The sequence below is a fragment of the Alteromonas sp. ABH2_165 genome, from assembly GCF_056159945.1.
Window position 1 is genome coordinate 361,621 of the sequence record NZ_JBSWWF010000006.1, and the last position, 22,547, is coordinate 384,167.

Below are 22,547 nucleotides of genomic sequence, written 5' to 3' on the forward strand. Positions count from 1 at the left end.
TGAGAATTTGGAGAATGTTATGAAATTATGTGCCGTAGGTCTAAGAGGAATTCCTGATGTGATGGGGGGCATTGAGTCTCACTGTCAGCAGCTGTATCCGCGCCTGGTTAAGTCTGGCATGGAAGTTACCGTGATTTGTCGTTCACCCTATGTAGACTCTTCTGTGAAAGAGTACAAAGGTGTGCAATTACGCTCGGTATGGACAATGAAGAGCAAATTCGTAGAAACGTTCCTACATACGTTTTTAGCGATTTTCTACGCCCGTTTTGTGGTGAAACCTGATGTGTTGCACATTCATGGCATTGGTCCAGCGTTGTTCACACCGCTGGCAAAACTGTTAGGTATGCAAGTGATGGTGACGCACCACGGTGCCGACTACGATCGCCAGAAATGGAATCAGTTCGCAAAAAACGTACTGAAGTTCGGCGAGACCATGGCGCTTAAATTTTCAGACCGCGCCATCGTTGTAGGCCGTTCGTTAACGAGTGCACTGAAGAGCAAGTTCTCAAGAAAATCCAACGGCATCATGTTTGTGCCTAACGGTGCCAAAACCGATATGGATACCAACATGGGCGCAGAAGCTTTGCCTGCAGATCTGAAACTTGAACCAGGTAAGTATGTGCTTACTGTGGGCAGGCTAGTTCCTGAAAAAGGGTTTCACGATTTAGTTGAAGCCTATAAAAAAGCAGATACCGATCTGAAATTAGTTATCGTTGGTGGTGCCGACCACGAAGATGAGTACTCCATGAGCCTCAAAAAGCAGGCGGGAGACAACATCATTTTTGCGGGGCGTCGTCAGGGTGACGAATTGAATGCGCTGTATAAATTTGCCCGCGTATTTGTTTTACCTTCCTATCATGAAGGTCTGCCCATTGTTGCATTAGAAGCTATCGCGGCGGGTACAGAGGTTATCATCAGTGACATCACCCCAAATGCCGACATCGGTTTACCAGAAGATGCGTATTTCCGCGTGGGTGACACCGACCAACTGGCATTTAAATTAACGCACGTGAATGAGTTGGCGTTGGCGATAAACAAAGAAGCGTTCCTGAACACGTTCAACTGGGATTCTATTTCTGACGACACGTTTGTTATTGCCAATAATCTGGCTATGGGACTTCCGGCTCAACCTCGTACGGCGGCGTAATGAAAGAAAACCGAAAACTGTTTCTCTACCCATTTGTACATAGCAACGGTTTTGTTGAACGCATAAAAGGGGCATTCTCTGAACTTGGCTATGATATTAAACCATTCAAGAAGTTGTTTCGCCCGGCTAATTTATTTAACCGGGACGAAAATTGGCTGGTACTGAACTGGTATGAAGATCAGCCATTTAGGAAAGGCATGTCTGGCCCAAAGCGTTGGGCTTTCCTGTTCGCATTTTTTCTGACTGTTTGCTCTATTCCTTTGTTTAGCAACAAGGTGATTTGGGTTCGTCATAATTACAAACCTCACAATGTTGCCGAAGAATCCTCGTTATACAACCTGATCCTGCGTTTACTTTCCATGGTTGCCGACAGAGTTGTCACCCTGGAAATGACCGATAAAATCGAGTCCAGTGTGGTCAAACACCCGTTGTATTTTAACGATAGGGATTTATTTCAATTCTTTGAAGGCATTGGAGATACCCAAAAGACACATGATTTCTTGTATTTTGGGTCGATCAAGCCTTATAAGCGCCTCGATAAATTGTTAGAGGTGTGGCCGGTGGCGCAAAAGCTGGAAGTAATGGGCTTTTGTTCCGACAAGGATTATGCAGCCAAATTGCATGGGATTATTGAGCAGAGGGGTTTGCAAGTGGATTGGAACAATGCGTTCGTTAAAGAGGAAACGCTGGAAGCAGCCATTTCTGATACGCGGTTTGTGATTATGGCTCACGATGATAATGCCATGATTTCATCAGGCACGTTCTATATGGCGATGAGTCTCGGGGCGAATGTGCTATGTTTCGACTCCGCTTTCGCCAGAATGAAAGCGCGGGAATTTCCTTTCGTTAAAATTCTCCAGCCAGACAACCTAGAGTCACAGTTAGCTAATCTCGATTATGTCGATTCCAGTGTAGTGATAAACCAGGCATTGGATCGCTACGGCGAGCAGGCTATACGCGAATCCTGGCGTGTGGTGCTATCAACCTGAACTGATACCAACGCTAACGTCTTCATGATGTAGGCTACTGATAAACACTTTCAATGCAAAAAGCCCCGAGACAGTCGCCTCGGGGCTTTTTGATATCTGGTCTACAGCACAAAAAACTTTGCACCGCTGTGTCAGCGGTGCACGTAGTATATGTAGAATTAGCTCGCCTTCGCAGTGGTTACCGTGCGGGCATTTACCATGTTAACCACTTCATCGTAAATAGCCTGGTCAATTCTGCTCAGTTCTGCAATTTTCGACATCAGTTCCGTGCTGCTGGTAATGGCAGAAGAGGCGCCACGATTTGGGCTAGTATTTTTGCTCGCAATATTGATGCGGGTGTTGAAACGCTGATTGAAATCTTCCTGCCATTTATCCATTTGCTCCAATGTGCCGAACACAGAAAAACGACGCAAATTGGCTACAGATTTAGCAATAACATCATCGGCATTTTCCCAAATTTCCTTGGCATCACGGTATCCAGAAAAATATCTCGCGTACGTCACCGCTGAACTGAGGGCTTTTTCTGAATTCAGATACTCTTCAATGTCGGTTTCATTTTTCTGCCATTCCGATTCTTTAAAGCGGTTGTACACATATTCTGAAATAAAACGGTCAACGGGCTTACGTAGTATCGTCAGAAAGTGCCAGTCTTTGTAAAAATTACTCACCACCTCCGGGCGCGCCACACAGTGTCCGGTAGTGAAAACCTGGTATTTGCTACTAAGCTGAAAGGTAAGCTGCGTTTCTCTTGCTGTCATCATGTCTACGCCCAACAGCTGCTCGCATTCGCGACTGGCTCGGAGGTCTATGTGACCGGTGAAACGCGTGGCTTTTAACAGCGACGGATAAACGGCCTGATAAATCGCATTGGACAGAGAAACCCCTGCGCATTTGGGCACGTGGCAGAAGAAAATCTTAGGATAGCGGGCGAGATATTTTTCCGATTGCTGCTTCAGGATTTCTTGCATGATTCTTGCTCCATAGTATTCATGTTTGGGAAATCTTCACAGATTTCTGTTCCATTTCGGATTGATTTGTAAACTCACAGGGATACCAATGAGCATAAAATTCAGTGTTGTGATCACAACCTTCAACCGCCCCGCAGAACTCAAAGAAGCGCTGGATGGGGTGTATGCACAAATCGAGCAGCCGCTTGAGGTGATTGTTGTGAATGATGCATCTTCCTTGCCATATGATGACATTCTTGCTGAATTCTCTGCTAAACCCGATTTTCACTACTATTTCCTGAAAACGTCGTCAGGTGCCAATAAGGCACGCAACATCGGTGTAGATAATGCCAAAGGCGATGTGATTGCTTTTCTGGATGACGACGACATCTGGCAGCCAGAGTATTTGTGGGAACACAAAAAGGCGTATGAGAAAGGCGCGGATGCAGTGGTGAGCGGTTACGCGGTATTGGGTAAGGAAGACGAGCTTTATGTACAGCCTTCGCGTCGCGTTGAATGGGATGTACTCAGAACTGGTAATCAGTATTGCGGTATGAGTGGGTTCAGTATTCGGAAATCGCTAGCGCTTACCGAACGGTTTGATGAAACACTGCCTAACGGGCAGGACTGGGACATGTATGTGCGCTTGCTGCAGCAAGACTACACGCTATTCAACATACCAAAACCCATTTTCCTTTATCGGTTCATGAACATGGATGGCATTGGCGCCAAGGTGGCGAAAATGACGCCCGACGAAGCGGTGGTGCGATTACGGTCAGCTGATAAGCATCGCCAGTTCCTCGGCGACAGAAACTACCGTAAACGGGTAGCCGCACAATTGCTGGTATACCTGCCGCAGAAGAAGGACAAAATGAAGTGGGTGATGAAGTCAGTGCATATCGCTGGGTTGGCGACCACACTGAACCATCTGGCAGCGGTTACGGTAAAAAAATTACGTCAGCGCGTTAGCTAACCAACAGGAGCAAAACCATGGAGCTTTATCAGGATCAGTTTTCTTCGGAACACGATTATCGGCACCAAACTGAAACCCAAAAGACCCTTGTGATCGCCTCTACGGTACGCTCCGGTAGTCATATGTTGGGCCACTTGCTGCATCAAACCGATGCGTTTGGATTTCCTTTGGAATATGCAAACCGTAAGAATCTCGACGAGTGGAAAGCGCGACTGAATTGCAAATCCTTACCTGAAGTGCTGAAAGTCTTACAGGCTCGACGTACCTCATCGAACGGGACCTTTGGTATCAAGATTCATTACTCTCACGTGCAGGAATTTGGTGGCTTTAAGGCAATGTGCGACTTACTTCCCAATCCACACTTCGTGCTGCTTACTCGCGAAGATGTGATGGCGCAGGCGGTGTCTCTTGCGGTAGCCAAACAAACCGGGGCGTGGATTTCTGAGCAGGGTAAACCGGTTGCCGATCCTGATTACCGGTTCGACGACATTGAAGCCGGGCTCCGCCGGGTGTGTCTCGAAAATGCGTCATGGCGTTACTCACTTGCCGCGTCGGGTTGCAAGTACATGGAATTGAATTTCTCTGATGTGCGATCTAATACCGTGAACACAGTATTGCGTATTGCTGATTTCATGGGTATCGATGTGGAGAGCCCGAAAATTCCCACATCGCCGGTAACCAAACGACAAAGTAACGAACTGAACAAAAAGTGGTTGGCAAGATTCCAGCAAGAATTTAACGCCGATAACGAACTACTGCGATTTAACCAGGAAAGCATTTGGCACAAGCTGGCTAAAAAGCTCTCCTGATATTCCCGCTCATGGGTATAAAACACAAACACAAATTTGGATGAAAGGTGACTTTAAGCGTCACGGATAAGAAGGAAAAAGCATGCTGAACCAATGGGCTATAAAACAGACTCTGGCTGAAGAAAAGAAGCGAGTGTACTGGTGGCAGTCGAAAAAAGATGATCGCCCGAATATTGGTGACTACGTTGCTTATGATTTAGTAAAACGCGTGTTGGCCATGAAAGGCAAGCTGATTAAAGATAAGCTCAACCCCGACAACAAACTGGTGAGCGTAGGTTCGGTACTGCATTTCGCCCGTGATGGCGATACGCTGTGGGGAACTGGCTATAACCAGAAGATGGGCGACGACGTGATTAAATTCTCCGAGTTGGATGTGCGTGCGGTGCGCGGTCCGCTTACTCGTGAGTACCTATTAAATCGCGGGATTAACGTACCTGAAGTGTATGGCGATCCGGCCTTGTTGCTGCCTTATTTCTATTCCCGTCCGCTCATGGAAAAAGCAGACAAGAAAGACTACATCATCATTAACCACATGAACGATGACATGGCCCAATACGCAGGATACGAAAAGGACCTGGTCACGCCAATGCAATACCCAGGCTCCTTCATTGAAGCCATTGTTAACAGCAAACGGGTTATATCCAGCAGTCTTCACGGTATTATCATTGCCGAAGCGTATGGCATACCGGCCATTTTCTACGATTCAGGCAGCGGCGAATCCATGTTCAAATACCAGGATTATTATCAGGGTACCGGCCGTACCGATGTGCCTAAAACGTCTAGTCTGGAAGAAGGGATCTCGATGCACCTGGATACACCGCCAGACTTCACCGCGGTGACAGATAAACTGTACAAAGCCTTTCCGTTCGATCTCTGGGGCGTGTAAAAACAACGTCTCACCTCTAGTTGCTCAAGCGTCTGCTAAGGCCCGCGATGCACAAACGCGGGCCTTTCATTGAAACCCTCTGCGTTGTTGGCTATGCTTCCCGCATCTGTCGTCTGATGTGAGAAACTGCTGTGTGTGAACTTCTCGGCATGAGTGCCAATACGCCAACCGATTTGTGCTTTAGTTTTACCGGCCTGACCCGTCGCGGCGGTGAAACTGGCCCGCATAAAGATGGCTGGGGCGTGGCTTTTTACGAAGGAAAGGGCGTGCGTTTGTTTCATGATGCCGAACCCTGCGCCACCTCTCAGATTGCCGAATTTGTTGCCAAGTTACCCATTAAAAGCAAAACCGCCATCTGCCATATTCGTCAGGCCAACGTGGGCAACATCAACCTTTCTAATACGCATCCATTCACCCGGGAATTATGGGGGCGTTGCTGGGTGTTTGCGCATAACGGCCAGATCCCCGGTTTTACCCGACGCACCGGTATGTACGAAGCTATTGGCGATACCGACAGCGAAGAGCTGTTCTGTGATTTGATGAACCACGTGCGGCAAAATTTGCAGCGAGATGCCACCGCTGAGCAACTGGCGACGACGCTGGTGGCACTGTCGAAATCCTATGCCGAGCAAGGTGTATTCAACTGTTTACTGAGTAATGGTGATTGGTTATTTACCTTTTGCAGTACCAAGCTCGCCAGCATTACTCGCCGTGCGCCCTTTGGACCGGCTTGCCTGAAAGATGTAGAAGTGGCAGTAGATTTTGCCTCTGAAACGAATCCCAAAGATGTGGTTAGTATTATTGCCACAGAACCACTTACTCACGACGAGGAATGGGATGTTTACGAGCGAGGTGAATGGAAACTTTGGCAGTCGGGAGAAGTCATCGCTCAGGGCAAGGTAGATGTACCTGTACACAAAGCCGAGCAGGAAATGGTGAGCCCGAAAAATATGCCCAGAGACTGCGCATAAGGGCAACCAGCAGGGGCGTTTACGTGCCCCTGCGTGAATGGTTTAGCGGTCTTACTCTATCGTGTCTTCTGCTAACGGTGTTTTGCCTTTCTTCTTCTGTTTTTTCCCAGATTTAAACTCGTTGACGATTTTCAGTGTTTTACGACGGAAGAATAACAGTAATCCTCCACAATAAATTACTCCACCAACGGCTACCAGAGCGGGCAGTTCGAAAAAAACATTGTCTAGTCCGAATACGTGGAAGCGTTCCAGATACAACACCACGGCGAACATGATCAGACCCACGAAGGTGAACATCCAGGTTTCTTTAAAAGCCAGGCTTAAATTCACATCTAAAGAGCGGCTCACCAGCCAGAATTTAAGAATAAGCGTGATGTAATTCGCTACTACCAAGGCACTGATCACAGCGTAAAGCCCCCAAGGTACAGCGGCCAACGGCAATAAGAAGTTAAAGGTAAGGTTGATGAGGTTCAGCTTGAACGCCGCGCCAGGCTCTCCACGCGCAATGAGCAGGTTGGGCAGATAGTACGCCATCACATTACACGGCGTTTGCAGTGCCAGGATCGATAACAGATAGGCGCTGTCTACCCACTTGTCACCAAATACCAAATCGATGAACGGATGGGCGATGGCGCCCACACCAAAATAGACTGGCGTGACGAACAAGGCTGTCATGCTGACTACCCGACCAAAGGTGTCTGATAACTTATCGTCGCTAACCCGGGCAAGCCCTGCCAATGCAATACGATTCAGCGGTTGGAAAGTGAGGTTGTTCAATACCGAGAAGCCTTGTCTGGCTACAGAGGTATATGCGAACGTAGCTGCACCTAAAAACGCAGCAATAACGATATTGGACGTGCGCTGAGAGAAAAAATTCATAAACGACATGGCAATCAGCGGCTTAGCGAAATGAATGATTTCAGGCAGGTGCGTTTTATCTTTTACCCAGTGTGGACGGAACGTCGAACCATGCCAGGTAAGGGCGGTGGATACAAACGCTTGCACAATTTTACCAAAGATGATGGCCCATGCGCCGAACCCGGTTAGGGCTGTCGCTACAGAGACTACGCCGCCAACTAACACGCCAGCAGTGTCGTAGGCCGCCAGGCGCTTATTCAAGAAGTCCCGCTCCATCTTGGCTTTGTGTACCAGGCGAACCCCGTTGGCTAACGGAATAATAGCGAGTGCGGCAATGAGCTGGGCTGCAAGCTCTGAGTAGGTGTACCAAGCAACCGGTACAGCCACGGCAAACATGAGTACGGCTATGGCCAGCGACACGGCCATTAGAAACCAGAACGACAGGCTGGCAAATTCATTGTCCCATTTATCCCGCTGGATAAGGTTCTGCGAAACGCCCACCGTGACGAACAGGTTGCAGAATTCTACTACCATAAGGCAAATGGCGACCAGACCAAACTCTTCGACCCCAAGAATGCGGGCCATGATGGCGTAAACGACGAAATTAACCAGCTGGCCTGCGCCATTGGCAGACAAGTTGAAGAATGCTCCCTTCAGGGAGCGGGCTTTTAACGACATAAAACGAAGCGTCCTTGTTACTTCACTGACTTAAAACTATTCAACGATTCCGTACAATGTCTGTGTGCCGTCTTCATTGCGTTGAGTAAAATTGTTAATACGATATTTGTCGCATTTAGGGAGCATAACGGTTTTACCGCCATTAAATAACGCCTCAGCGATTTGCTGATTCAGTTTGCTCTCTTCGAATACATAGGGCTCGGTAAGGGTCGCCTCAATTTTCGGGGCACCGGTTTTTAAATTATAGAAGTAGTTATTAATAAACTGCGAGCCGCTATAGTTTTCCGGATCATATACGGCGTAGCCTACCTGATTGTTGTCTTTCTCGGTGATCACAATGTTATTTTGTGCATAAGTCCAGAAGGTATCGTCGTTTTTAAAACGCGAGGCCGTTAGCCCGTTTCTGCCTACCGTGATCAAGTTATGCATAATCACACTTTGCCCCGACGGACTAGTAAGCAAGCCACCCATTTTTATTGAGGCCCATTGCTTGCCACGTAAATCACCCAGGTCGTGAATATAATTGTTGAAGATGAAGCTAGGGCCTACCCGAACCGGCGTAATACTGATGCCAGAATAGGTGTGAGAGATATCGTTATTGTAGACCAACACATTCTGCTGACCACCGTCTACTTCAATGGCATCGTCGTTTGAATAGGCCAGTTCATTGTTGTAAATGGCTGAATCGCGGACGAAGCCGCCCAGTGGTTCTGCATTTTTACGACCTTCGATAATATCGTTAAAACGATGGGTCTGGGTGCCGTGGAAATGATTGTTACGCAGAATGACTTGCCCTTTAAATTTCGGGTCGGGATGATTGGCGTGAGCAAGGAAAGCGTTCGGCCCTTTCGGGTGACCAAACGACCAGTCATTCGCAATGGCACGCGGGTCATGAATATTGCAGTTTTCTACCGTGATCACACCCGACTGACGGAAGTAAATGGCAGAGTCGTAGTTTATCGCCTGGGCATCTTCCATTTCGAAAGCGATACCTTTTTTCATCACATTCGGGGCGCGTCCCCAGCCGGAAATATCACAGTTATTAATCCAGATGTCGTGGGCGCCCTCGCCGTAAAACCCATGGACTCTGGCGGCCTCAATGGTGATGTTTTCAAAATAAATATAGCTGTTGTCACCTACGTTTACCGCGTACTTCTCATCGTCACCAGCACGAATCACCGTGTCCTTGTCACCGACAATTTTCGCGTAACCGTTTTCGTCACCTTCAATGCCCAGCGCCTCTAAATCTAATGTGCCGCCACGATAAATGTCTGACAGTTTGTACACCTTTTCCGGGTTAATAACTGGCGTATCTGGGCGGGTGGTGAATTGTGCAACGATTTCTCTTTCTACATCTTGCTGTTCGGTGAGAATAACTTTTACGTCGTAAGTGGTATTGGCTTGCAGATAAACTATCGGCCCTGTAAGCACACTGTTTACTGGCTCCCATGTCATGTCGCGGGCTTTTTCCCAGTTCTCCGAATCGGCGGGTTTGTAGAACATTGCCCCACGGGTATCGCGATCAGGATGGAATAAGGTAATGCTTGCTGAATTGATAAGCGGCTGGATGAACAGGCCATTTTCATCGGGTTCAGGCATGGTGGCCGCGGTGAGTAACCCTGCGCTTTCTGCCCACTTGTTTAATAATGTGGCGCGGATACCAAGATTATCCTGCAGATAATGGTAAAGCCCACCTTGCTCCAAGGGGAACAGAATAAAGGCCGTTCTTACCACATGACCCATGGCGGTTTCCGAGTCGGTAGCTTTTGCCAGCTTCAGAGTCGCTTCTTCCAGTGAAACCCCTTCGTTCATGGTCAATAATAGCTTCGCGGCTTCATCGGCATAGTCTGCTTTAAGCAAATTGAGAATACGTCCGTAATCCTTGGATTCAGCCAGTCCCAGCACAATAGATTCAGCGTCGCTGGCATCAGTAATATTCTGTTCCAGAAGCTTCTCTAAGGCCACGGTACCTGGCTGCGACGGGAGTACCGTGAGGTTTCGGGGTTCTGATTGTACCTGCGTGCAGGCCGACAAAGACAAGGTGCTGGCAATCAGCACCAGAATAAATGTCAGTGAATTACGTGAATTGAGCAGCGTTTGCGGCAAATGTCGCATTCAGGAACTCCGGTTGGAAATAAGAAATCAGGGTAAAGCAGTGTCGTATGTGCCTGCTTGCTGTGTATTGCAAACAACACTTACTAAAGTTAGCAATGTAGTAAGCAAAAGCAGGGCCAGCTACGATAAATACGGTAGTTATATGCTTATACGATGTATTTGGAAGATAAGCCCAATATAAAATTAGGCCGGGAGTGGAATAACTGTCACTTTAAAACGACAGTAAAGCGACTGAGCGCCAGTCCGCTGAGCTTTATATCACCGAGCTTTAAACAACAAAATAGTAGATGGAAAAGAAATGGCAGCCACATCCGCCCAGCACGAACAAATGCCAGATAGCATGGGTGTAGCGTTTTGACTTTGCCACGTAAAACAACACGCCAACACTGAAACACAGGCCGCCCGCTACGATTAACCATAGCCCTGCGCCAGGTAGCGCAACATACAGCGGATAAATTAAGCCCAACGCAATCCATCCCATCAGCAGATACGTGGCCACAGATATTTTCGGAAAACGGTGCTGGGCTACCAGTTTGAAGGCCACGCCGCCCACTGCAAGTAACCAAACAATGGCCGTCATGGTAATACCCAGCCAGCCGCCTATGGCCACCATGAGCAGCGGCGTGTAGGTGCCGGCAATCAATAAATAAATGGCACTGTGGTCGAACAGCTTTAACAGCCCTTTGGCTTTCTTATTCGAAATGGCGTGATAGAGGGTGGAGCTTAAGAACATTAAGATCAGCGTTGAGCCATACACCGCCGCAGCCGCAATTGCCACTGGATGCTCTGCCCGCATCAGCAAAAACACCAGCCCGACTACCGCAGCAATCAAACCAATACCATGACTGGTACTGTTAAGCCACTCTTCAACTACCGAGTAAGCTTTTGCTGCCACAGGACGTGGATCTGATTTGGACATGGCGTTCTCCTTATTAAGGCGCTTTTTTGTTCTTTACGGCCATTCTAGAATTTCAGCGTACACTTGTACACTAACTTTATTGCAGAGATAAGTCAGTGGCTTTTTTTGAAACAACAAATAAAGTGAGTGCACCAGAGAACTTAGTGTTTGGGGGGGCGACTAATGAACGATTGGGACAGAGATAAACGCAGGTAACGAAAGAAAGGCATTCGCAAATGCCTTCTTAAGGCACAAGCTCCTTAATCCTCAACCCGCTTTATCCGTAACCCGTGACTGCCTTCCATTGCCATCAGGGCATCTTCAGCATCGGCGGGGATATCGATAAACAGCGTGACAGCCTGACTGTACTGGCAATCGGCGATTTTTCCTTCCACCGTGGATACCCAGTGGCGAATAAATTGCTCCTGGGCGAAGTCGGTTTCTACCTCAAAGGATTCCAGACTTACCATTTCAATCACCGGTAAGGTTTCCATGGTTTGCTGTGCTGCGCCGGAATAAGCGCGAACCAGTCCGCCTGCACCCAGCTTTATGCCACCGAAATAGCGGGTGACAATCATCATGATGTTGCCCACATCTTTGTGCTGTAACACGTTGAGAATGGGTTTGCCTGCGGTGCCAGACGGCTCGCCGTCGTCCGACATAGCTACGCTTACCGGTTGATGGGGAGTACCAAGCAGATACGCCCAGCAATGGTGCCGGGCGTCGGGGTATTGGGCTTTCACTTCTTCAAGCATTTGCATGGCCGCTTCGCGGGATTCCACAAAGCCGGCGCAGGCAAAGAACTTACTCTTCTTAATTTCCAGCAGCGTTTCGTACCGCTGTTTCGGAACGCAGTAACTCATGATCAGCCGAACGGATTTTCAATAGAATGTGCAGGCTCGGTAAACCAGGCAGCACCGGTGTCGGTCATGTAAAAATGGTCCTCCAGACGGATACCGAATTCTCCCGGTACCACAATCATCGGCTCGTTGCTGAAACACATGCCTTTCGCAAGTGGTTGTGGATTGTCTTTTACCAGATAGGGCCATTCATGGATGTCCATACCAATGCCGTGACCGGTGCGATGAGGCAGGCCGGGTAGGTTGTAGTCTGGACCAAGCTTATAGCTTTCCAGACAAGCGCGGGCGGCCGCATCGACATCGCCACAGGGTGCACCCGTCTGGGCTGCGTTAAAGGCAGCAATCTGGGCAGCTTTTTCCGCTTCCCACATGGTCGCCTGCTTTTCTGTTGGCGTGCCGAAACAATAAGTACGAGTAATGTCTGACAAGTAGCCTTTCAGTTTGCAGCCAGTATCAATTAGCACCATATCATTGGCTTTCAGCACTTGAGGATCTTTAACGCCATGGGGAAACGAGGTGGCTTTGCCGAACAGGACGATACAGAAATAAGATCCGGCCGGTGCACCCACTTTCTTATGGGCATCATGGATAAAACGCTCCACTTCCGTGGTGGTGATTCCTTCACGCAGAATACTGGCAGCCGCTTTATGCACAGTGAGGGTCATGTCCATAGCACGCTGGATCAGTGCTAATTCCGCCTCGCTTTTTTGCATACGACAGTGCGCGGTTACAGTACTACCGTTAATGATGTTTATACCGGACAGCGCTTTATTGAAGCCGTCGACAATGAAAAATGCGGTGGATTCGTCAACGCCAATGGTGGCGCCTTCGCTAATGCCCATGTTTGAAAGGGTGTTCGCAAATAATGTATATGGGCTTTCGTGTTCTTGCCAGCCAATAATTTCGCCTTCGATAATTTGGCGTTCAGACAAAGAACCAATTTCAAATGTAGGCGCAATAAAAACGATGTCGCCGTTAGCAGGAAGAATAGCGCCTACAAGACGCTCACTGGCGTACCATTCAAGGCCGGTAAAGTACGTCATGTTTGTGCCTGCGTTCAGGTAAACGGCAGCAATATCATTTTGCTGCATATAAGCTTGGGCGCTTGCAATGCGGGAAAGATACTCCGGTTTGCCTACGGCGGAGATATCTTGTGTCATATCTTTTAATGATGCTAATGCTTCGGCGGTTGTTTTGCCGCCAATCCCGTTTACTGCCATTGGGCCTCCCGGTATTATGATGGTGTTTTTAAGGAATACAGTATACCAAAACCTAAAAACCGATGCGTGCGTCAGGCGGTAATTTCTGTTCGCCTGTCGATTTACCGTTTATCTGTCCATTTTGTCGAACCGACTTCAAGCAGTGGTAAATGCCTGTCGGTAAATGCTAAAACTGACCTCACAAAAACAGGTGAAAAGCCTGATAACAACAATAAGGAAGCTTTCTGTGGGAACATTATCTCGGTCAATTAAGTTACTCTCGTTGTCTATCGCTATTGCAACACAAGGCGCAAGCATCGCTCATGCTGCAAATGCTACCCAGGCTGAGCAGAGTGTGGATAGCCAGTTTGAAGCTATTTATACCAGTGAATGGAACTGGCGAACCAATCAATACAGTGTTGATGAAAACAGTGATACCAAGGCAGCGCCAAGCTCGCTGCCAGACGTAAGTCTTGAAGTACAAGCCAGTCGCTTGAAGCGTTGGGAGTCCGTGCTGAAGCAACTGGATGCGTTAAATGTGGAAGCGCTGTCGGCAGAAAATAAAGTTAACTATGAAGTTTATCGCTATCAAATAGAAACTAAAATTACTGACCAGAAATTTCGCATGTATGAAAAGCCCCTGGAAGGCGACACGGCTTTCTGGAGTAACCTGACTTATCTGGCCAGGGAAACGTTTCACACCGAACAGGATTATGTGAATTACATTAAGTGGCTAAACGACATGCCACGTTACTTCGACCAGCAAATCAGCAATATGAAACTGGGTTTGGCCCGTGGCTACACCTTGCCAAAAATATCGCTGGTGGGACGGGAAGCTTCTGTGAAGTCGGTGGTGGAAGCCAGCGGCGAAGACAATATCTATTTTCAGCCTTTTACCAAGCTGCCTTCGAAAATCAGCCCCGAGCGCCAAAAGGCACTTATCGCCGAAGGTAAAGCTGCCATCGAAAAATCGATTATTCCTTCTCACGAAAAGCTGCTGGAATTTCTAGTCGAAGACTATATTCCCAACGCACAACCTTCTACCGCCGCGTACGATTTACCTGATGGAAAAGCGTATTACGAAGCGGAAATTAAAAAGTACACCACGCTGGATTTAACGGCCGATGAAATTCACAACATCGGCTTGAGTGAGGTGAAAAAGATTCGCGAGCGTATGGCTAAGGTCATGGCAGATGTTGATTTCAAAGGCTCGCTGCAAGAGTTTTTAACGTTTCTGCGTACCGATCCACAGTTTTATGTAGATACCCCGCAAGCTCTGCTAGACCGGGCGGCCTGGACGGCAAAAGAATTTGATGCGGTGGCCAGTGATTACTTTGGCCATTTACCCCGGGCACGCTTTGCCATTATTCCTGTGCCAGATGATATTGCACCATTTTATACGGCGGGCCGTGGTGGGCCGGGTGTTTACCTGGTGAATACGTACAACCTGCCGTCACGCCCTCTGTATTCGTTGCCAGCACTCACGTTACATGAATCAGCGCCAGGTCATGCTTTCCAGATGCCATTATCACTGGAGAATGATGATATTCCTGAATTCCGTCGCCAAAGTTATATCTCTGCTTATGGTGAAGGTTGGGCGTTGTACACCGAGAAACTGGGTGAGGAAATGGGCATCTACCATACGCCTTATGAATTGTTCGGTATGCTCAGCTATCAGATGTGGCGTGCAGCTCGTTTGGTAGTAGATACCGGTATCCACTCTAAAGATTGGACACGCGAACAGGCGCAACAGTTTATGAAAGATAATACGGCGTTGTCGGTACACGAAATTACCACCGAGGTAGACCGCTATATCGCTTGGCCGGGACAAGCGTTGTCTTATTACTTAGGTGAAATGAAAATGGAAGAGGTTAGGGCGAAGGCGGAAAAAGCGTTGGGCGATAAATTCGATATCCGTAACTTCCACGACACCGTGCTTCAACTCGGTTCAGTGCCGTTGTCGGTGCTGGAGCAGCGTATCGACCGCTTTATTGAGGAAGGTGGCCCGTCGCCGTACCCTAACTAAAGCCAACTATTTTCATCCATAACCAAGGCGCGTGTATTTTACGCGCCAATAAACTTTTCCCTAATATTTCTCGTTTTAACTCATTTAGTACTATCTTTATGAAACTATGCGTTTTGTGAATGGATGTTATACGCAACAACGCTGTTTTTAAGGTGCAAAATAGTTGATTGACATGGGAAGCTCCACAGCGTTAATTTCTCCTCAAAAGGATGTGCGTGATCTTATCGTCGAGTTAAATGACGGTTTCACGGCTTATTATGACAGGGACCTTGAGTTATGTAGAGCGTCCGAACGATTGTCGCAATTTGCGTATGGCTCGCTCATTCCCCGAATTCTTACTAAAAAAGATATTTCACTTCTTAATGCCGGACCTGTTGTGGTCAGTATTGAAAAGTTAATTGGCTATCACTGTGTGTTATCTACCACTGCAATTCCCGAAGAACCTTATGCATTATCCGTTTTTTCTGACAGTAAAGGCATTACCAAGATTGCTCATGATCTCCCCATTGGCATTATCAACGTTGATAGCAACTGGGATGCAGTCTTTGTAAACGGCCACTGTGCCGATATGATGAAAACCTCTATTGACGAATTGCTTGGCCGGGGCTGGGCAGAATTTCTTCCTGAGAACACCATACGCGATATGCAGGCGCATATTATGGACAAAGAACTCAGACGAAGCGTTTATCAAAGTAAAGCCGAGTTTATTACCCCGTTAGGCAAGGTATATATTTTTTCTGTGCAGCTTTCTGCTCACTTCGCTCACAGAGATAAATTTATTAATGCAACGGTTACTGTAAGTGATATTACCAGCGAACATCAGGCACAGTCGCAACTGCAATATATGGCTGACCACGACCCGCTTACCGAATTGCTCAACCGTTCCGCCTTTATCCGCAAAGTGGAAGAAATGGATGAAGCCAAGTTTACTAACTCGCTGTTTGTATTCATTGATCTGGATAAATTCAAGGAAATTAATGACTCCCTCGGTCACAAGGCGGGTGATAAGGTGCTGCAGGTCGTATCACGAAAAATCCGTTCAATTGTGAGAGAACACGATCTCACAGCCCGCTTTGGCGGTGATGAATTTGTAATTTGTTTGCCGGGAATTGATAAACATCGCACTGTGGGAAATGTCGCGAAAAAAATTTCCGACTCATTAAACAGAATGGCTGCCATCGACGGCAAAGAGCAGCAGATTAGTTGTAGCATCGGTATTGCATGGACACCCATGATCCATTTCGATAAAGAAATGGGTCGGTCTGAAAAAGTTCAAGCCATGGTCGATGCAGCGGATCAGGGCATGTATGAAGTAAAAAAAGGGGGCTTTTCCAATGACCATTTCAAGATTTACGACGTCAACCTCAGCGAGCAGTTAAAATGGCTAAAAAGTCAGCGTAAAGAGTTGTCCGAAGTTCTTACCAATAATGACGTTAATTGCCATTATCAGCCCATTTACGGGTTAGACGGCAAAATTATGTCAGTCGAAGCATTGATTCGTTTTCGACAACCGCTGAAGTATTTTAAGAGCATTGAAGATATTATCACCTTTGCAAAGCTCAACGATTTTGATCGCCAATTGCTTTCGATGGCCTTGGAACGTGCTCTTGAAGGCTTTTCTGGGCTACTCAAATTTAATCCTGACCTACGCTTAAATCTTAACGTCGATGTATCCCAGCTTGAGGTAGGCAATTTCACAAGCCGGATCAGCCGACTGTGTACTGAGCATAAAATACCGTTTACATCTGTATGCGTTGAAATTACCGAATTAATGCTAGAGCGAAACAGTCAGCGGGTGGAAAAACAGATAGAGCTTTTGGTGAACCAAGGGTTCCTTATTTCCATGGACGATTTTGGAACCGGTTATAGCTCGTTTAAAAGGCTCATGCATTACAATTTCGATGAGTTAAAAATTGACCGTTACTTCATCAGTAACATGCTGGAAACGGATAAATTCCAGAAAACACTTATCGCGATGATCGCGATGGGGAAAAGCCTCGATTTGCAGATATTAGCAGAAGGGGTCGAGAGCGAGGAGCAGTTCACACGATGTAAAAAGATGGGAGTGCATCTTTTTCAAGGGTTTTATTTCTCTCCGCCGGTAGATTCGGATACACTGAAAAAAATATTGAATGACCAAAAATTAGCATCATAAGCGTGGGTAAAGCACTATGGAAAGCAAGGATGAGCATAACTCTTCGCACTACATTGTTGGTATTGGCGCGTCAGCCGGCGGGCTGGAAGCATTGCAGGAACTGTTTAACCTGTTACCTGACAACTTAGGCGCGTCCTATGTGATCGTTCAGCATTTGTCTCCGGATTTTAAATCCATGATGGATGAATTGCTCAGTAAAAATACCTCTATGGCTGTGCATCAGGCCGTAGAAGGAGAAGAGTTAAAGAGCAACACGGTGTATCTCATCCCGGCAGGAAAGTTAATGCGTATTGCCGAGGGGAAGATTTACCTTTCAGATTTACCGCCAGACAACCGCATTAACCTACCTATCAATGAATTGTTTCGTACCCTCGCGGAAGATGCACAGAATCATGCTATCGGCATAATTTTATCGGGTACCGGTTCAGACGGTAGCCGTGGCGTTTTATCCCTGAAAGAAATGGGCGCTATGGTTATCGCCCAAGACCCTGATGAGGCAAAATTCGATGGAATGCCGCTGAATGCTATTAATACCGGCTCAGTGGATTTCGTTCTGCCTATCCGTGATATTCCTGATCAGATTAAACGTTTTATTCAGCATCCTCTCGCGCGGGAAACTCGCAGTAAATTCCGAGAGCATTTATCCAAAAATTCCAAAATTCTTGATGATATTTTAGCGCTCATAAACACCCGCACAGAGCTGGATTTCCGCGCTTATAAAGAGTCAACGGTGTCTCGAAGAATAGAGCACCGCATGAGCATTAATAGTAAGCACACCCTCTTTGAGTATTGGGAGTATTTAAATTCCACACCAGAAGAGGTGGAACTGGTTAAGCAAGACCTGCTTATAGGTGTGACGCAATTTTTCCGCGACGTCGAGGTATGGGAAAAGCTGTATGAAGATGTGGTGAAGCCGTTAGTGCTGGAAACACCACCTGACGAGACCATTCGCCTGTGGTGCCCAGGCTGCTCAACCGGGGAAGAGGCGTATTCTTATGCCATCCTGTTCGCTGAAGCGTTGGAAGAGCTTAATGTAGACAGGCAGGTCACGGTATTTGCCAGCGATATCGACCAGTCTGCTATTGCTTTTGCTGCTAACGGTACGTATCCCAGTAGCATTTCTTCAGAGGTGCCTGCAGAGTATCTCACCAAGCATTTCAATTTACTGAATGACAGCAATTATCAGGTAACGAAACAGTTGCGGAACATGGTGGTGTTTGCCACTCACAACCTTATTCAGGACCCACCGTTCTCCAATATGAACCTGGTAAGCTGTCGTAACACGCTCATTTATCTGCAGAATTCTGCACAGCAGAAAGTGATGGCGTTCTTCCATTTTGCATTGAAAGTGCGTGGTTTTCTGGTGCTCGGCAGTGCCGAATCGCCGGGGAGTTTCAGTATCTATTTTGACTTCACCGATCAGCGCAGCAGAATCTATCAGAAAACCAAAGACATTAAGGTACCGTCGTCACAAATTAATTCTTCCTCGCCTGCATTTCGTAACCGGAATTACAAGCCTAAATCAATTTCTAGTTATCTAAGTACGCCGAATAAGCGAATTGAAAAAGAGCGTAAGTCCGCCACTATTGGTCGTCAGGCGGTGATGGATGAATATATTCCTCCCACACTGATCACTGATGCGAAGCTGCGAGTGGTGTATAGCTATGGTGATACCTCGCCGTTTACTGAGAAGTTGCGCCCGGGTTTAGTGACTTACGATTTATCAGATATTCTTCTCGATGAGTTATCGGGGCAGGCTATTTCAGCCGCGCACCAAGTACTTCGTGAGCACACATCTGTACTCATGGAAGACATCAAAACGGAAGAAAATGGTTCCTGGTCTTTACGATGCTTTTCTTTCAGCGAAAACGGGCCGGACAATACGTTTGTGGCACTAAGCTTCTTCAAAGGCGAGATGCGCAAAATCCCGACTTCGGATATTACATACGAGCGAGGAGAACAGACTGAGAAGCGCATTGAAGAGCTCGATAACGCGCTCATCGACTGCCAGAAATTGTATCGTGAAGCGTTAGAAGATCTCGACACCACTAGCGAAGAGTTGCAATCCAGCAACGAAGAGCTGATGGCAGCGAACGAAGAACTGCAGTCGACCAACGAAGAATTACAGTCGGTTAACGAAGAGCTTTACACAGTAAATAGCGAATATCAGCAAAAGATCGCAGAGTTAACGGATATCAATAACGACCTTGAGAACTTGATGATAGCCACGCATTTGGCGGTGTTGTTCTTGAACAGTGACTTGAAGATCCGCCGATTTACTCAGGCCATGAAGCAGTACGTTAATATCATCGATTTTGATATTAACCGCGATTTCCGCGACCTGTCATTTAAGAAGCCGCTTAAATCACTGGAAGATTTGGTTTCTCAGGTTAATAGAGGCCAAAAGGGCGCTGTAACTGAGGTATTCACCAATGAGGCCACCGACACTAGCCTTGAAGTAACGGTTAGCCAGTACAAAATTGGTGACAGGGCGAAAGGGGTCATTATCTCGATTATCGAGCTTAGATAATGGACAAGCCTGAAGAAAGACCACAGATATTGTCGATGCAGGAGCATTACTTGGAAAAAGAGCTTTTCCATTTGCTCCAGCACGACAAGTTAATGTTTGAGTTCTTTCAGGATGAAGTGGTTGACGGCCTTTGGTACTGGGATTTAACCGAGCCTGAGAATGAGTGGATGAGCCCGAAGTTCTGGCGTTTATTTGGTTATGATCCTGAGTTTAAGCAGCACAAAGTCAGCGAATGGCAAGATCTTATTTTTCCTGAAGATCTGGTGGTAGCGCAGCGTAATCTCCAACTACACCTCAGATACCCGGATATTCCTTACGATCAGGTGGTTCGCTACAAACATAAAAATGGCTCAATTGTGTGGGTGCGTTGCAAAGGCATTGCCATCCACTCTGAAGATGGAGAGCCAATCCGGTTACTGGGGTGCCATCAAGATTTAACCCGGGTAATGGAAAGGCAGCAAGAATTACTTGGTCTGCAAATTAAATATGATCATCTGGCACGCCGTTTTGACGCTTTGAGTGAAGAAGTTTCTCGAAGCAAATCAATGAATGAAGCGCTTAATCAGCATGTGCAACAAGACACAGGTATTGACGAGCTCGGCTTTTCAGACCAGCAACACTTTGTTGAGCAAACTCGCTTACTTGCGCTAAATGCGCAGCGCCTTGGTTTAGATGTGACGGTTATCAGTGTTTCAGTGCCGTCTTTAAATAAAGATATCAGTCGAATCAACGAACTTAGAATTTTTCTTCGTGATAATTTGATACCTGCGGTCCCAGGAGGGATCTTTCATTCCTTCTCTGATGAGTTTTATGGCGTTCTGGTAATCGGGTTCAGTGAAGATGACTTAACAGCATTACACGAATCAGTCGACAAGAAGGCGGCATCTTTCGATTGGCTAACTGGTAAGCAAACGATAGCCATGAAGGCTCGCCAGATGCCCGTATCAGAAGAGATGTTCAACAAATTTGTAGATTTGCCCTACATTCTTGGATTGTTCTTTCGATAAGGCCGACAGATTATCTGTAGGCCTTTTATCGTTATTTCACTTAGATATCGATACTCAATGGCCCCAGGTTTATTGAAAGCAGCGATCCTGAATCTTCTGAACCGCTTGGCTCCGAACTTGGTCCGCTGAGGAAGCCTCCAAGGATGGAAATTGAGCCACTTTCTGTCGTTTCAGACACATTTCCAGCAGCATCAGTAATTGAAGCTGTTAGCGAAACCGGGCCAACACCCAGGTTGAGGATAGGCCCATAATTCCACGTGCCATCTTCGGCAATGGCAACGGTGATTTCCACTGTAGCTTCGATCCCCAGGATATTCGCCGTTAAATCGAGGTTTACTGCCAGGCCTTCCAGTTCGGGATCAGAGGTTCCTGATATGTAAGGTTGAGTTAGCGATGGCATATGTGTGATGTTTAGTGCTGGTGGTGTTACATCAACTACACCGCTTACAGACAGTTCACTTAAGTTACCCGCCACATCAATTACAGATACATCTATATTAAGAATGCCTTCCGCTACATCTGCCGGAATATCCAGCGAATATGTGCCGTCACTGCCAACGGTTGTAGACAATGTCTGTGTATTACCTGATGCATCCTCAGTGAGGATATCAACAGTGGCACCAATTTCATCCGATGTACCCGAGATGGTAGGTGTCAAATCGTTGGTGAAACCGATAGCGTCTACCGTGAGGATAGGTAGCGTGAGATCGATAAGACCTGACGTGCTCACCGTGGCAAGGTTGCCAGCACCATCCAATACCGACACGTTCACATCCAGCAGCCCTTCGGAGATAGCTGATGGAACATTAGCCGACCAGGTGCCATCGCCAAGGACGGTGGCGGTAAAGCTTTGCGCATCGCCATTGCCGTCGGTGATGGCAATCGATACAAGGGCGCCAATTTCATCGGATGTACCGGAAATGAGTGGTGTACTACTAATAAGATCGGTAATCGGATTGATGTTCAATATTGGCAGCGTGAGGTCGATAAGACCTGACGTGCTCACCGTGGCCAGGTTGCCTGCGGTATCCAATACCGACACGTTTACATCCAGTAGACCTTCTGAAATAGCAGATGGAACGTTTGCAGACCAGGTGCCATCACCAAGCACGGTGGCGGTGAAGCTTTGCGCATCGCCATTGCCGTCGGTGACAACGATAGTGATCAATGCACCTAATTCATCAGAAGTACCCGAAATAAGCGGGGTATCGCTGTTAAGATCAGTGATGGCATTCACGTTGAGGATAGGCAGCGTGAGGTCGATAAGCCCCGATGTGCTCACCGTGGCTAAGTTGCCTGCGGCATCTAGCACCGACACGTTCACATCCAGTAATCCCTCGGAGATAGCGGACGGAACGTTTGCAGACCAGGTGCCATCACCAAGCACGGTGGCGGTGAAGCTTTGTGCATCGCCGTTGCCGTCGGTAACAACGATAGTAATAATCGCACCAATTTCATCAGAGGTACCCGAAATTAGCGGCGTATCGCTGGTGAGGTCG

At 47.3% G+C, this 22,547-nt stretch carries 17 protein-coding genes; 10 read left to right on the forward strand and 7 right to left on the reverse strand.

The genetic code is table 11. The annotated features are described in order from the left end of the window. Positions 1-19: 19 nt before the first annotated feature. Together ACXAFQ_RS14010 and ACXAFQ_RS14015 are read left to right on the forward strand one after the other, a co-directional pair. Positions 20-1,147, forward strand: coding sequence for a glycosyltransferase family 4 protein (locus ACXAFQ_RS14010; RefSeq protein ID WP_474823565.1), 1,128 nt, complete (start codon positions 20-22; stop codon positions 1,145-1,147). Further along, on the forward strand, positions 1,147-2,136 hold the full coding sequence (locus ACXAFQ_RS14015) for a hypothetical protein (RefSeq protein WP_474823568.1): 990 nt from the start codon (positions 1,147-1,149) through the stop codon (positions 2,134-2,136). The genes ACXAFQ_RS14010 and ACXAFQ_RS14015 overlap by 1 nt, the downstream gene beginning before the upstream one ends. A gap of 158 nt (positions 2,137-2,294) precedes the next feature. On the opposite strand, the gene ACXAFQ_RS14020 is transcribed toward ACXAFQ_RS14015, so the two are convergent. Beyond that, positions 2,295-3,104 carry a sulfotransferase family 2 domain-containing protein gene (locus tag ACXAFQ_RS14020; RefSeq protein ID WP_474823572.1) on the reverse strand — a complete coding sequence of 270 codons (810 nt, stop codon included), beginning with the start codon at positions 3,102-3,104 and terminating at the stop codon, positions 2,295-2,297. A gap of 88 nt (positions 3,105-3,192) precedes the next feature. Here ACXAFQ_RS14020 and ACXAFQ_RS14025 point away from each other — a divergent pair, with 88 nt between their 5' ends. The 4 genes from ACXAFQ_RS14025 to ACXAFQ_RS14040 all read left to right on the forward strand — a co-directional run bounded on the left by ACXAFQ_RS14025 (position 3,193) and on the right by ACXAFQ_RS14040 (position 6,722). After that, on the forward strand, positions 3,193-4,056 hold the full coding sequence (locus tag ACXAFQ_RS14025; protein ID WP_474823576.1) for a glycosyltransferase family 2 protein: 864 nt from the start codon (positions 3,193-3,195) through the stop codon (positions 4,054-4,056). A 17-nt stretch (positions 4,057-4,073) separates the two neighbouring features. Then, positions 4,074-4,865, forward strand: coding sequence for a Stf0 family sulfotransferase (locus ACXAFQ_RS14030; protein WP_474823581.1), 792 nt, complete (start codon positions 4,074-4,076; stop codon positions 4,863-4,865). An 82-nt stretch (positions 4,866-4,947) separates the two neighbouring features. Then, positions 4,948-5,751, forward strand: coding sequence for a polysaccharide pyruvyl transferase family protein (locus tag ACXAFQ_RS14035; protein ID WP_474823584.1), 804 nt, complete (start codon positions 4,948-4,950; stop codon positions 5,749-5,751). 131 nt (positions 5,752-5,882) lie between these two features. Then, positions 5,883-6,722, forward strand: a complete 840-nt coding sequence (locus ACXAFQ_RS14040) for a class II glutamine amidotransferase (RefSeq protein ID WP_474823588.1) — start codon at positions 5,883-5,885, stop codon at positions 6,720-6,722. Between the two features lie 51 nt (positions 6,723-6,773). Here the strand turns inward: ACXAFQ_RS14040 and ACXAFQ_RS14045 are convergent, their stop codons facing one another. From ACXAFQ_RS14045 to ACXAFQ_RS14065, 5 genes are all read right to left on the reverse strand, one after another. Then, a complete protein-coding gene (locus ACXAFQ_RS14045) occupies positions 6,774-8,258 on the reverse strand; it encodes an oligosaccharide flippase family protein (protein ID WP_474823593.1) in 1,485 nt (494 codons plus the stop codon). Between the two features lie 36 nt (positions 8,259-8,294). Then, on the reverse strand, positions 8,295-10,373 hold the full coding sequence (locus ACXAFQ_RS14050) for a right-handed parallel beta-helix repeat-containing protein (RefSeq protein ID WP_474823596.1): 2,079 nt from the start codon (positions 10,371-10,373) through the stop codon (positions 8,295-8,297). 268 nt (positions 10,374-10,641) lie between these two features. Then, entirely contained in the window at positions 10,642-11,292 is a 651-nt protein-coding gene (trhA, locus tag ACXAFQ_RS14055) for a PAQR family membrane homeostasis protein TrhA (protein ID WP_474823600.1), read from the reverse strand. Positions 11,293-11,531: 239 nt separating this feature from the next. Beyond that, a complete protein-coding gene (locus ACXAFQ_RS14060; protein WP_474823603.1) occupies positions 11,532-12,134 on the reverse strand; it encodes a YigZ family protein in 603 nt (200 codons plus the stop codon). Between the two features lie 2 nt (positions 12,135-12,136). Then, positions 12,137-13,351, reverse strand: coding sequence for a M24 family metallopeptidase (locus ACXAFQ_RS14065; protein WP_474823607.1), 1,215 nt, complete (start codon positions 13,349-13,351; stop codon positions 12,137-12,139). A 226-nt stretch (positions 13,352-13,577) separates the two neighbouring features. Between ACXAFQ_RS14065 and ACXAFQ_RS14070 the strand changes: the two genes are divergently transcribed. The 4 genes from ACXAFQ_RS14070 (at position 13,578) to ACXAFQ_RS14085 (ending at position 21,048) form a co-directional block, all read left to right on the forward strand. Next, positions 13,578-15,356: a DUF885 domain-containing protein gene (locus ACXAFQ_RS14070; protein ID WP_474823612.1), complete on the forward strand. Its 1,779-nt coding sequence runs from the start codon at positions 13,578-13,580 to the stop codon at positions 15,354-15,356. A 172-nt stretch (positions 15,357-15,528) separates the two neighbouring features. After that, complete coding sequence (locus ACXAFQ_RS14075; protein WP_474823658.1) at positions 15,529-17,511, forward strand: putative bifunctional diguanylate cyclase/phosphodiesterase; 1,983 nt, start codon at positions 15,529-15,531, stop codon at positions 17,509-17,511. A gap of 16 nt (positions 17,512-17,527) precedes the next feature. Then, positions 17,528-20,041 (forward strand): chemotaxis protein CheB, encoded by a 2,514-nt coding sequence (locus tag ACXAFQ_RS14080; protein WP_474823616.1) that lies wholly within the window; start codon positions 17,528-17,530, stop codon positions 20,039-20,041. Between the two features lie 50 nt (positions 20,042-20,091). Continuing rightward, positions 20,092-21,048 (forward strand): PAS domain-containing protein, encoded by a 957-nt coding sequence (locus tag ACXAFQ_RS14085; protein WP_474823619.1) that lies wholly within the window; start codon positions 20,092-20,094, stop codon positions 21,046-21,048. Between the two features lie 40 nt (positions 21,049-21,088). Here the strand turns inward: ACXAFQ_RS14085 and ACXAFQ_RS14090 are convergent. Then, on the reverse strand, positions 21,089-22,547 hold a 1,459-nt coding region (locus ACXAFQ_RS14090; RefSeq protein WP_474823623.1), incomplete at its 5' end, for an Ig-like domain-containing protein.